The sequence below is a fragment of the uncultured Psychroserpens sp. genome, from assembly GCF_947500255.1.
In the GTDB taxonomy this organism is placed as follows: Bacteria; Bacteroidota; Bacteroidia; order Flavobacteriales; family Flavobacteriaceae; genus Psychroserpens.
Genome location: NZ_CANMRL010000005.1, coordinates 161,710 through 174,782, shown reverse-complemented (window position 1 = coordinate 174,782; position 13,073 = coordinate 161,710). Strand labels below are relative to the sequence as shown.

Below are 13,073 nucleotides of genomic sequence, written 5' to 3'. Positions count from 1 at the left end.
TTTTTTTATGCTTAAAGCCGTCTGCGTTTTTTTTCTTGCTTCAACAAATTAAGCTCTCTACTTGTTTGCCCAGCAACTGAAGTATTCTCTTCGGCACGACGTATTAAATAAGGCATAACGTCTTTTACTGGCCCAAAAGGAACATATTTAGCTACATTATAACCATGTTTTGCCAAATTAAAACTAATATGATCACTCATTCCATAGAGTTGTCCAAACCAAACATTATTATCTTTTTTATCAATACCCAAATCTCTCATGAGATCCATTGCTATATAACAACTCTCTTCGTTATGAGTTCCTATAAATAAGGAGATATCAGCTAAGTTATTTAAAATATATCTCATGCACGTATTGAAATTTTCATCAGTAATTTCCTTGGTTTCGCAAATTGGAGATTTATAGCCCTTCTCCTCTGCTCGATTACGTTCCTTTTCCATATAAGCGCCTCGAACGATTTTAAATCCAACTTTAAAATTGCCTTTTTTTGCACGTTCGTGAATTGCTTTTAAATACTCTAAACGATCCCATCGATAAGTCTGTAAGGTATTATACACAATGGGCTTTTCTATATTATACTTACGCATCATATCTTCACAAAGCTCATCTGCTGCATCTTGCATCCAGCTTTCTTCGCCGTCAATCAGTACTTCAACATCCTTTTCCTTAGCTAATTGGCAAACCATATCAAATCGGTCTACTATTCTATTCCATTCTTCATGCTCCTCTTGCGTAAATATTTGTCCTTCTCCTTTCTTTTGATACAAATAAAAGCGCCCAAAACCTGTTGGTTTAAATACTACAATTGGCATTGCTTCCTTTTCATCTGCAAATTTGATAATCTTTATAATCTTATCTCTCGCTTCATCAAAGGTTGATTCCTCTTCCTTCCCTTCTACCGAATAATCTAAAACCGAACTCACCCCTTTAGTATACATCTTATCGATTACAGGCAAACAATCTTCTTCGTTTACACCACCACAAAAATGATCGAATACTGTTGAACGAATTAAACCTTCAACAGGTAATTTGGCTTTTAAAGCAAAATTAGTAGCCGCTGTACCAATTCTTACCAAAGGCTCATGAGAAATCATTTTAAAAAGAAAATAGGCGCGTTCTAGTTGGGAATCGTTTTTGAGTGCAAAAGCAACTTCAGTATTATCAAAAAGAGTATTTGTATCCATTTGTAAAAAATATATAACAAAAATAATTATTCAGTAGTTATTATGTTAGTAAAAGTCGCTAATTTTCCACTTTCTAAATATGTATGAATTCTATAACAACCAAAACCTATACTGTTCATTTTAATACCAAGGCTTACCTAGAGCTCAATGCTTATATTGATACTCATAATTTCTCGAAGATATTTATCCTTGTAGACAGTAACACACATGAACATTGCCTATCAAAGTTTATGTCAAAGCTTAATACATCTAGAACTATAGAGGTTATTGAAATTGATGCTGGCGAACAATTTAAAACTATAGAAACTTGTGTTGGTGTATGGAATGCTTTATCTGAACTTGGTGCAGATCGTAAAAGCCTACTACTCAATCTTGGTGGTGGTGTCGTGACGGATCTTGGCGGATTTGTAGCCTGCACATTCAAACGCGGTATTAAATATATTAATATCCCAACGTCATTACTGGCTATGGTTGATGCATCTGTTGGCGGAAAAACAGGTGTTGATCTTGGTACTTTAAAAAATCAAGTTGGCGTTATCAGTTCTGGTGACATGGTGATCATTGATACGTCCTATTTAGACACACTACCACAAAATCAAATGAAATCTGGTTTAGCTGAAATGCTAAAGCACGGACTTATAAAAGACAAAAATTACTTTGATAAGCTTACCGATTTATCTCAGCTCACGTTGGAGGATTTAGACGTTTTAATTCATGAATCTGTAGTCATTAAAAAAGATATAGTGACGAGTGACCCTCTAGAACAAGGCGAACGTAAACATCTTAATTTTGGTCATACGCTTGGCCATGCCATAGAATCCTATTTTTTAAGTCATCCTGAAAAAGAAGAATTACTCCATGGAGAAGCTATCGCTATTGGTATGGTTTTAGAATGTTTTATTTCTTCGGAATTATTGGGCTTTCCTAAACAAGATTTAGAATACATCACTGCAACTATTAATAATATCTACAAGCATGTTGAAATCTCAACGTCTGACTATGATGCAATTATCGATTTATTAAAGTATGATAAGAAAAATGAGCATGGTAATATCAATTTTGTATTACTAACTGAAATTGGACGTCCAAAGATTGATTGTTTAGTAGATAATGATTTGATTGAAAGAGGTTTTGAATTCTATGCCAAATCATTAAAATAGAATCTTTAATCTGATATATTTAGTATATGGAAGAATATAAAGATATACAACATACAAAGTGTAGCAATTAGTATTAGTTTAGGCCTGTTATGGCTTGGATATACCTTTTACAAAAAACGATGGCAATAATAATATACGTTATGAAAACAATTTTAATGCGATTTCTACTAGCATTCTATGTGCTTTTATTTATGTCTTGCACAAATAAAACAAAAACTAAAACATCAACAGATTTAAACAATGAAAATGTAAATCTAATTGCTGTTTTGGACACCATATGGAGAACTGAGCAGGAACCTATAAGATTGCGAGACTCCTTAATGGACATTTATGGTGTAGAATCAAAAGAAGCTCAAGTACAACAAGACATTTATAAGAAGAATCATGTTATAAATGAAAAAAAAGTAATTGATATTCTAGACAAGTACGGTTGGCCAACAAGAGAAATGATTGGAGGCGAACAAGGTAATCAAACACTCTGCAATGTGATTCAACATTCTGATAATGAGATCAGAATTAAATACCTTCCCATGATGACACAGGCCGTAAAAGACAAAAAACTAGAACCTCGTTTTTTAGTAAGAGCTGCAGATAGAATTGCTACAGAAAAAGGAGAGTTACAAATTTACGGTGGTCAAATGAAATTTTATCGTGAAACCAAAACCTTCAATGTATGGCCTGTTTATGATCCCAAAAATATTGACAAAAGAAGAGCCGAAATTGGTCTAGAACCCATTGCTGAATTTTTACGAAACCGTTTTGACTTCGAATGGAACCTGGAAGAACAGTTACAAAGAACAGCAGAATTTGTAAGAAAACAGCAAGAGAATGCAGATACTAACAATTGACATCTATCTAATCAGCATTTTAAACTACACAAGTATCAAAACATAGTATCACCTTTTTTACTACCTTTAGTTTCATGATATAAAATAGGCTAAATGCTTAACTTCAACTTTAAAGAGACTTATATTTTAGAAGACGATGTTGTAAAACTAAGTCCGCTAAAAATTGAACATGTTCATGATTTGATTGATATCGCTAATGAAAGTGATATATGGAAATATTCGTTTATAAAAGGTGATGGCGTTGAAAATCTTACTGCATATATTCAATCTACTATAGACAATCGAAAAGCTGAAAAGGACTACCCTTTTATCGTTTTTGATAAAATCAAAAATAAATTTGCAGGAAGTACAAGATACTGTGAAATTGTTCCAATATTAAAAGCTATCAGACTAGGTTATACTTGGTATGGAGAAGAATTTAGAGGTACTGGGTTAAATAAACACTGTAAATACCTACTTTTTAAATTTGCATTTGAAAACATGGGTGCTGAAAGAATTGGACTGGGAGCTTATGTTGAAAATGACCTTAGTATTGCAGCCATGAAAAGTGTAGGTTGTAAAGAAGAAGGTATTTTACGCAACATTTTTCCAGCTATAGATGGCATAGGTCGTACAGATGCCGTTTTGATGAGTATTTTAAAAACAGATTGGGAATCTTCGGTTAAATCCCAATTACAAAAAAGATTAAATCAAATCACATGAGATTAAATAAATGTATTCTAATAATGTATAGCATCTGCTTAATTGCTTGTCAGACCAATACTTCTAAGCAAGACTCAAGTACTACTGGTTATTTAAAACATCAAACAGTTCCGGATTCAGATACTGAAAACACACTTAAATTAGTCTATACTGGAAATATGGGAGTTTGTTTAGAGTATGATGATAAAACTGTTATCATTGACGGTTTACATGAGTATTATGACAAACCATATGTCTATCCTCCAGAAACTATGGTCAATCAATTAATAAAAGGAGAATTCAAGGATTTTTCCAAAATAGAGTTCTGTCTCTTTACGCATCTTCATGGTGATCATTTTAGTGGAAAATATGCAAAACAATATCTTGAATCTAGTGATGAGGCTTATGTTATAGGTTCATCTCAGTTAATGAAAGATGTTGTTACACTTCACACAAAATTAGACAGCATGTCTAGTCGATTTTTTCCTGTTCCATATAATAAAAAAGCACATTCTTTTAATGCCACAGGAATTAAAATTGAAGCAATTCAGTGTGATCATACCAATCCTAAACGACACAATAAAACTGAGAATATTGCATATTTAGTTAACCTAGGTGGTTACAACATTTTGCATGTTGGTGATACCGATTGGAGTTTAACTCGTGAGCCTGTTAAAACCTTAGATATTAAAAACAAAACACTAGATATAGCAATCCTGCCCTATTGGTTACTCTTAGACGATAGTGATATTAGTCAAGTGAACGATCTTCTTGCTCCAAAACATATCATAGCTACACATATTCCACCAGATTTTAGTAAGCGTGATCAAAAGGAATTACGTGAACGGTTTTCAAATATTACATTGTTAATGCAGTTAGGCGAAGTTCATTATTTCGAAAAATAATTAGCCTAATCTGTATCTAAGCTTTTGTTAAACTAATACATATGTATTTATCTTTTTGCTATCTTGTTGGAAGAAGCAAAATCAATCAAAATCTATGCATACTTATCTATGAAAAAGTTCTTAATACTTGCCCTCTTCTCAGTAATAATAACTAGTTGTCAATCTGAACGCAAAAAGGAATTATCAGATTTAAATCTCTATTTTGAATCTGATATTGAAATTGATAGTGTATTTATTTCCAATATAACACAAGACAGAGAATTTCAGTTTTTACCATTTTCAAATACCATGAATATTGATTTAAATGATAGCATCAACGATTTATACAATATCAATTTTTATACAAAAAATGGATTGATAATGAATCAAATGTGGTTAGATGGAAAACAGTTACAAATTAAAGGTCGCATTACAAATAAAGCAGAAATAGATACAGTTATAGGATCTAGCCTCTACTACAAAGCCAAAGACTTTAGTAAACGATATAAAAAGATGTCATCAAATTCATCAAAAATTAGTACTTCAGAAAACGAATTTTTGTTGCAAGAATTAGAAGCACATATAGAAAATCCCTTTTCAATTCATGTGACCTCACAATTTTTGAATAAGAATATGCAGGACAAAGAAGCATTAAAAAAAGCTTACACTATTTTAAATCGCCAACCCGAAAACATTAAAAACCACTTATTTAATGATTTCAAAAAAATCGAAAACCTCTTAACCGTAAACACCATTGACATTTCCAAACATAGATTTTATAATACCAGTAAGGAGCTTTCAGGTATTACATTTTCTGAAGGAAAAACCTATCTTATAGATTTCTGGTTTGTAGATTGCAAACCTTGTGTAAAAGACCATAAATACATATCAAAGCAACTAGATAAATTAAAAGCGAATAACATAGAACTTATTGGTGTGTCTATAGATAGAGACCACTCAAAGTGGATGAACTACCTTGATAGTAATTCCTATAATTGGGCAAACTTTAGAGACGTCGATAATTATGACGACAGACTAACCAAGCATATGTATATAAGCACATTTCCAACCTATATGCTTGTTGATAATCAAGGAAATATAATTAAAAACACTAATGATTATAAAGATATTGAAGAGCACTTAAAATGAAAAAAATCATAAGCTTTCTATGCGTTCTAATGATCCAATGGTCTTTTGCGCAAGTTGATAATGACAAAAAAATCATTGCAAAAAACCAATTAAAATCATCATTTGAAAAACATTGCTTTACTGGCTCTAACGGTGGCTGCACATCCTTTTTTAAAGCATATGATAGACGTGGCAATGTCATTGAATGGGACATGGGGCGTCTTGGCACATTCTATAGGAGTAAATATGATAAAAACAACAACAAAATTGCATTGCAGTGGATTGACAAAACAGATACCACAGATGTTAAATTATTTAAATACGCCTATGACAAGTATGACAATTTAATTAAAGATAAAGATGGCGTTTATAAAAATGATTATGACAAAAGAGGAAATTTAATCCAAACTACAAGTGAAACTAAAAATGAAAATAATACAATCGATAGAAAAACCATTTTGCAGGTTTGGTCAGATTTCAATAAGCTTTTAAGTAAAACAACTAAAATAGAAATCATAAGTGAGTCTAGTGAACCTAAGTTAAAAGATTTATATGTTAAAACTTATGAATACGACGGCAATCAAAACTTAATAAAAGAACTCCATTTTACAAATTATCAAGTTAATAATACCATCACCTATAGCTATGATAATTCCAATAGACTAATTGAAAAAATAGAAATCAATCCTTCTTATCTCGAAAGATTAAACAACATGACTTTTGGAAATAGAGAAGTACTAACAGCGATAACGACAAGAATGTCCTATAACACTAATGGAAGCATTAAAGAAAAATACACCTATTTTAGCGACCCTTGCATGAGTCTTGATAATCACTTTCTATATAAACATATATATATGGACAATGGTTTGTTGAGTCAAGTAGATGTTTATGAAAATGACGAACAACGCTTTTCGATAAGCTATGACTATGAGTATTTCAATAAATAAGAACATATTCAATACTTCCCAAAATCTTCTCTTGAAGCTTCTTTTCTAAAAACAGTAAAAGGAGAATTGCCAATGCTACATTGCAATATCACCATTCCGACATATCGCAAAACCGATTCAGAAAAATTTGATATTAACTGGGAATTACTAGGTCTTAGATATAAATGGAATATGTTTTGGCATCGTTTGATTGTACAAAGAAAATACAGAGGTTCGCGATCATGATTTTTAAATCAGAATAGTTAATAACTCTGCATAAATCTCTTTCAAAAAACAACAACAATTTCCTATTTTGCAGTTCTGTTTAATTCAAAAAAACTGCCATTACAAATGAAGGTCTGTATTGCCGAAAAGCCTAGTGTAGCTCGAGAAATAGCACAAGTTCTTGGTGCAAACACTAAGCGCGATGGCTATTATGAAGGGAATGGCTATGCAGTGACCTATACGTTTGGGCATCTATGCACACTCATGGAACCCAACGACTATAAGCCCTATTGGAAAAGCTGGGATTTGAATAACTTGCCAATGCTTCCAGAAAAGTTCAAAACTAAAGTGGTGAGCAATTCAGGGATAGAAAAACAGTTTAATATTGTAAAATCTCTTTTTGATAAAGCCGACGTTGTCATTAACTGTGGTGATGCTGGTCAAGAAGGAGAGCTCATTCAACGTTGGGTGTTAGACCAAGCCAATTATAAAGGAAAAGTGCAGCGCCTTTGGATTTCATCATTAACAACAGAAGCTATTAAAGAAGGTTTTGAAAGCCTCAAAGACTCAGAAACTTATGACAATCTTTATTATGCAGGATTTTCTCGTGCCATTGGTGATTGGCTTTTAGGCATGAATGCAACACGATTGTATACAGTAAAACATGGTGGTTATAAGCAAGTACTCTCAGTTGGTCGTGTACAAACACCAACCTTAGCCATGGTTGTAAATCGCTTTAAAGAAATTGAAAATTTTAAGCCACAACCATATTGGGAATTACAAACGCTATATCGAGACACTTTATTTGCTTATGAGGAAGGTCGCTTTCTAAATATGAGCGATGGTGAAGTTTTAGCCAATAAAGTCAAGGAGCATGATTTTGAAATTGTTTCCATTACTAAAAAGAAAGGTAAAGAATACGCACCAAAGCTTTTTGATTTAACAGGATTGCAAGTGTATTGCAATACTAAATTTGGTTTTTCAGCTGATGAAACTTTAAAGATTGTACAAAAACTCTACGAGCAAAAAGTAGTGACTTACCCAAGGGTTGATACAACGTTTTTACCAACAGATATTTATCCAAAAGTGCCTGGTATACTTCAGAAACTGACTAATTATTCTGAATTGACCCAATCGCTTTTAGGTACAAAAATAAAGAAGTCGGCAAAGGTATTCAACGATAAAAAAGTAACCGATCACCATGCGATCATTCCAACCGGAATCCAAATCAACCTGCAATACAATCAGCAACAAGTCTATGATATTATTGTCAAGCGTTTCATAGCTGTATTCTATCCAGACTGTGACGTTTCTAATACAACTGTTATTGGAAAAGCAGATGATGTCAATTTTAAAACTACTGGAAAAGAAATTTTAAAAGAAGGCTGGAAAGTCGTGTTTAAATTCGGAAAAACCTCTTCTTCCTCTAGCAATCAGCCTAAGGATATACTCCCAACATTTGAAAAAGGCGAAAAAGGACCTCACCAACCTTCATTTTTGGAAAAACAAACCAAACCTCCAAATCAGTTTACCGAAGCCTCTCTCCTACGTGCTATGGAAACAGCTGGAAAACAAGTAGACGATGATGAGCTTCGTGATTTAATGAAAGAAAATGGTATTGGTAGACCATCAACACGCGCCAATATAATTGAGACCCTGTTTAAACGTCAGTACATCAAACGCAATAAAAAGCAAATCTTACCAACAGTAACAGGAGTAGCGCTTATAGATACGATTCAAAATGAATTACTGAAATCGGCTGAACTTACCGGGCTCTGGGAAAAGCAGCTCAAAGACATTGAAAAAGGAGAATATAGTGCCAGTTTGTTCATCAAGAACATGAAAAAAATGGTCGATGAGCTCGTGTATGAAGTCCGCAGAGAATCGTCTCGTGCCAATATCTCTCAAGCCGTTGTTATTAAACAACGACAAGCAACAGCAAAACAAACCAAATCTGCAGGTATTACTTCAGAGCAATGTCCTAAATGCAAAAAGGGTCATATCCTCAAAGGCAAATCTGCTTATGGTTGTAGTCATTTTAAATCGGGTTGCGATTTTGTAATGCCTTTTAAAATCTATGGAAAAAAGATTTCCGAAAAACAATTTGTCCGTTTATTACAAAAAGGATCCACTGTTAACCTTAAAGGATTCAAATCTGATAATGCTACCTCAGAGGGCTTGCTTCGTTTTGATGCATCTTTTAAATTAGTTTTAGAAGCCAAGAAAGGAGTTATAAAAATTTCCGATGAGAAAAAATCAGACGATGTTAAATGTCCGAAATGTCAAAATGGGACTATTATCAAAGGAAAAACTGCCTATGGCTGCAGCGCCTACAAATCGGGCTGCGATTTTAGAATGTCCTTTGATACTATCCGCTCCAAAGCGAAAGACAAACAGCTGACTAAGGATTTGGTGTATTCAATTTTAAAAGGAGATATTTAATATGGAGCATTACCATTTTAAACTCTTTAAGCCTTATGGGTATTTGAGCCAGTTTAAAACAAATGCTAGGCATGAACGCAATAAAAAATTCTTAGGAGAATTATACGATTTCCCAGAAGGCACTATGGCTATTGGACGACTAGATAAAGACTCTGAAGGTTTACTTCTACTCACCACAGATGGAAAAGTAAGCTACGAGATTACCAGCTCAAAAACCGATAAAGAATATTACGTACAAGTAGATGGAGACATTACAAATCAAGCCATAATTGAATTGCAGCAAGGTGTAACCATTACCCATAAAAATGAATCATATATAACGAAACATTGCAAAGCTTTTAAATTAGAAGCTACTCCAAATCTTCCTCAACGTGTTAAAAAGATTCGTGATGAACGCCATGGCAAAACCTCATGGATTTCAATTACTATTAATGAAGGAAAGTTTAGGCAAGTACGTAAAATGACTGCACAAGTAGGCTTTCCTACATTGCGATTGGTAAGAGTAAGGATTGGAGGTATCACTTTAAATAACCTAGAGATGGGAGAAGTTAATAAACTAATGTCTATTCCATAAAAAAAGCCAATGAAGAATCATTAGCTTTTTAATATTTTATAATACATCTGTCAAATTAGATTAACTTCACACGAACCGCATTCATACCACGATTCCCTTTTTCTAATTCAAACTGTACTTTATCATTTTCTTGAATCTCATCAATTAATCCACTCACGTGGCAGAAATATTTTTCCTGATCTTCTGTATCGATAATAAAACCAAAACCTTTAGAGTTATCAAAGTAAGACACTTTTCCCTTTCTAATTGGATCGTACTCTTCTTCCTCAACGTCTTCTTTTTTGGGCACGCCAAGCACAATGTTCTTTGCCTTCACTTTAATTTTATCTGCTGGATCAGGAGGTGTATCTGTTAAATTACCAAACTGATCTACGTAAGCAAACGGAATACTCTCTCCTCCTTTTTCTTCCTTTTCTAGCTTACGCGCTTCCATTTTTTTGCGCTTTTCTTCGCGTTTTTTTAAACGTTTTTTTTCTTTTTCACTTTTGTTAAATGTCTGTTGCGACTTTGCCATTCTTTATTTTGAAATCTAGTATTATAAGGTGCACAATACACCTCTTTACGTAAAGATAGCAGTAATAATTGAATATCTAAAGTAAATATGAAATAAGTTAACTTAAAGTTAAAACTTGCAAAATTAATAGTAATGCTATTATATTTGCACGTAATTTATAAATAAATGAAAAGTTTACTATCAAATTTAAAAATTGACATCAATGATAAGATCTATTTAAAGGATCCGCAATCATCAGATCTCGGTAAGCGTATCATAGCAAATAGCATCAAATTAATTGATGATGTTGGTTTTGAAAGTTTCACCTTCAAAAAGCTAGGACATGCTATTGGTTCTAACGAAAGTTCAATCTATCGTTACTTTGACAGCAAGCATAAACTGCTACTCTACCTAACATCTTGGTATTGGGCATGGTTAGAATATCAGCTGGTGTTCTCGACAGCCAATATGTCTAATCCAAATGAAAAATTAGAAAAGGCAATTAATATATTAACACGCACAATAGAAGCAGATTCGACATTTGAACATATAGATGAAGTTGTTCTAAGTCGTGTAGTCATTAATGAATATTCAAAATCATATTTAACCAAAGAGGTTGACGAAGAAAATAAAGATGGTTATTTCTCTATCTATAAACGACTTGTCATACGATTACGTGATATGATGATTGGAGTTAATAAAGATTATAAATTCCCTCATAGTCTTGCTAGTACTGTTTTAGAAGGCGCTTTACATCAGCACTTTTTAAAAGATCATTTCAAGTCGCTCACAGATTGTGATCATAAAATACAACCTTCAGATTATTTTACACATTTAGTTTTTAATGCCTTAACAACTAACAAATGACAAAAACAATATTGACGTCTTGGCAACGCTTAATAGGTCTTTTAAAACTAGACCGTAAAGATATTAAGCAGGTGTTTTATTATGCCATTTTTGCAGGACTAGTGAACCTTTCACTACCATTAGGGATTCAAGCAATCATCAATCTTATACAAGGAGCTCAAATAAGTAGCTCATGGATTGTACTAGTTATTTTAGTTACGCTAGGTGTGGCATTTGCAGGAATTTTACAACTCATGCAAATGCGTATCATAGAAAACGTTCAGCAAAAAATATTTACCAGATCTTCATTTGAATTCTCTTATCGATTTCCGAAGATAAAAATGAGTGAATTGCGTAATTACTATCCTCCAGAATTGGCGAATAGGTTTTTTGACACACTAACTGTACAAAAAGGTTTGTCTAAAATATTGATAGACTTCCCTGCCGCATTGCTTCAAATCATTTTTGGATTAATGCTACTGTCGTTCTATCACCCATTTTTCATTATCTATGGGATTTTACTCATTCTTTTAATCTACGTCGTATTTAAGTTTTCGGCACAACGCGGCCTAGACACAAGTTTGGATGAGTCTAAACAAAAGTATAAAGTAGCACATTGGATACAAGAGGTAGCACGCTCTATATTAAGTTTCAAATTATCAGGAAAAACGAATCTAGCCCTTAACAAAAACGACCAATTAGTTTCTGATTATTTAGACGCCAGAGAAGGTCATTTCAAAGTTCTTGTGCAACAATTCATAAAGCTTATAGGCTTTAAAGTCCTTGTTACTGCTGGATTATTAGTTATTGGAGGTTTTCTAGTATTAAGTCAAGAAATGAATATCGGACAGTTTGTTGCGGCAGAAATCATCATTCTATTAGTCATTAATTCTGTTGAAAAACTAATTTTAGGATTAGAGTCTTTTTATGATGTACTTACTTCAATTGAAAAACTCGGACAAGTAGTTGACAAAGAACTAGAATCACAAGACGGAGACCTTGTTAGTTCTGAAAATTCAATACTTAAAGTCGAATTGGATCGTGTGAGTTATACTGTCCCTGAAAAACCAAACCCAATTATTGAAGACATTTCATTACAGATCGATCCAAAAGATCGAATTTTAATACATGGCTCACATGGTTCTGGAAAGTCTACATTATTGAAACTTATAGCTGGAATTAATAAGCCTTCTAAAGGAGGTATTTATGTCAATGATATTGCTTTAAGTGGTATAAAACTTAATGATTATAGAAGTTTAGTAGGCCAATCTCTAGCAGAGGAATCTCCATTTGAAGGCTCTATAAGGGATAATTTAACTTTTGGAGATGACACCATCTCCCAAGAGGAAATCAATACTGTTTTAGAACAAACAAACTTGGTAGAATTTGTCAAATCACAGCCAAATGGTTTAAGAACCATCTTGTATCCAGAAGGAAAGCGTTTGTCGTCAACAGTTTCAAAGAAAATTGTGTTAGCGCGAAGCATACTTAAAAAACCAAAACTCTTATTACTTAAAGATCCTTTAGAGCAATTTGATCAGCCTGAAGCCTTAAAAATCATAGATTTCTTAACAGATAAGCAAAATCCGTGGGCATTAGTAGTAGTGAGCTATAACATGGATTGGAAAACTAAATGCACAAGAATTATCAATTTAGAAAATGGTAAAATTGTTTAAACC

General features: G+C 33.1%; 12 protein-coding genes. 10 read left to right on the top strand and 2 right to left on the bottom strand.

Translation table 11 applies throughout. The annotated features are described in order from the left end of the window. Positions 1 to 11 precede the first annotated feature (11 nt). Positions 12 to 1,184 (bottom strand): proline dehydrogenase family protein, encoded by a 1,173-nt coding sequence (locus tag Q0783_RS14435; RefSeq protein ID WP_298896277.1) that lies wholly within the window; start codon positions 1,182 to 1,184, stop codon positions 12 to 14. An 83-nt stretch (positions 1,185 to 1,267) separates the two neighbouring features. On the opposite strand from Q0783_RS14435, the gene aroB reads away from it, so the two are divergent. From aroB to Q0783_RS14395, 8 genes are all read left to right on the top strand, one after another. Further along, complete coding sequence (gene aroB / locus Q0783_RS14430; protein ID WP_298896275.1) at positions 1,268 to 2,344, top strand: 3-dehydroquinate synthase; 1,077 nt, start codon at positions 1,268 to 1,270, stop codon at positions 2,342 to 2,344. Between the two features lie 155 nt (positions 2,345 to 2,499). Further along, positions 2,500 to 3,192, top strand: a complete 693-nt coding sequence (locus Q0783_RS14425) for a DUF6624 domain-containing protein (RefSeq protein WP_298896273.1) — start codon at positions 2,500 to 2,502, stop codon at positions 3,190 to 3,192. A gap of 93 nt (positions 3,193 to 3,285) precedes the next feature. After that, a complete protein-coding gene (locus Q0783_RS14420) occupies positions 3,286 to 3,894 on the top strand; it encodes a GNAT family protein (RefSeq protein ID WP_298896271.1) in 609 nt (202 codons plus the stop codon). After that, positions 3,891 to 4,778 carry an MBL fold metallo-hydrolase gene (locus Q0783_RS14415; RefSeq protein WP_298896269.1) on the top strand — a complete coding sequence of 296 codons (888 nt, stop codon included), beginning with the start codon at positions 3,891 to 3,893 and terminating at the stop codon, positions 4,776 to 4,778. The genes Q0783_RS14420 and Q0783_RS14415 overlap by 4 nt, the downstream gene beginning before the upstream one ends. 108 nt (positions 4,779 to 4,886) lie before the next feature. Further along, positions 4,887 to 5,906, top strand: coding sequence for a TlpA disulfide reductase family protein (locus Q0783_RS14410; protein ID WP_298896267.1), 1,020 nt, complete (start codon positions 4,887 to 4,889; stop codon positions 5,904 to 5,906). Beyond that, positions 5,903 to 6,835, top strand: a complete 933-nt coding sequence (locus Q0783_RS14405) for a hypothetical protein (protein ID WP_298896265.1) — start codon at positions 5,903 to 5,905, stop codon at positions 6,833 to 6,835. Before Q0783_RS14410 ends, Q0783_RS14405 begins: the two co-directional genes overlap by 4 nt. A gap of 330 nt (positions 6,836 to 7,165) precedes the next feature. Next, the gene (locus Q0783_RS14400; protein ID WP_298896263.1) at positions 7,166 to 9,481 is read left to right on the top strand and encodes a type IA DNA topoisomerase; all 2,316 of its coding nucleotides are present in this window, start codon (positions 7,166 to 7,168) and stop codon (positions 9,479 to 9,481) included. 1 nt (position 9,482) lies between these two features. Continuing rightward, a complete protein-coding gene (locus Q0783_RS14395) occupies positions 9,483 to 10,055 on the top strand; it encodes a pseudouridine synthase (RefSeq protein WP_298896262.1) in 573 nt (190 codons plus the stop codon). Between the two features lie 55 nt (positions 10,056 to 10,110). On the opposite strand, the gene Q0783_RS14390 is transcribed toward Q0783_RS14395, so the two are convergent. Next, positions 10,111 to 10,569, bottom strand: a complete 459-nt coding sequence (locus Q0783_RS14390; protein ID WP_298896260.1) for a cold-shock protein — start codon at positions 10,567 to 10,569, stop codon at positions 10,111 to 10,113. A 165-nt stretch (positions 10,570 to 10,734) separates the two neighbouring features. Here Q0783_RS14390 and Q0783_RS14385 point away from each other — a divergent pair, with 165 nt between their 5' ends. Both Q0783_RS14385 and Q0783_RS14380 read left to right on the top strand, forming a co-directional pair. After that, on the top strand, positions 10,735 to 11,415 hold the full coding sequence (locus tag Q0783_RS14385) for a TetR/AcrR family transcriptional regulator (protein ID WP_298896258.1): 681 nt from the start codon (positions 10,735 to 10,737) through the stop codon (positions 11,413 to 11,415). Next, on the top strand, positions 11,412 to 13,070 hold the full coding sequence (locus Q0783_RS14380; protein ID WP_298896256.1) for an ATP-binding cassette domain-containing protein: 1,659 nt from the start codon (positions 11,412 to 11,414) through the stop codon (positions 13,068 to 13,070). The genes Q0783_RS14385 and Q0783_RS14380 overlap by 4 nt, the downstream gene beginning before the upstream one ends. The last annotated feature ends 3 nt before the right edge of the window (positions 13,071 to 13,073 follow it).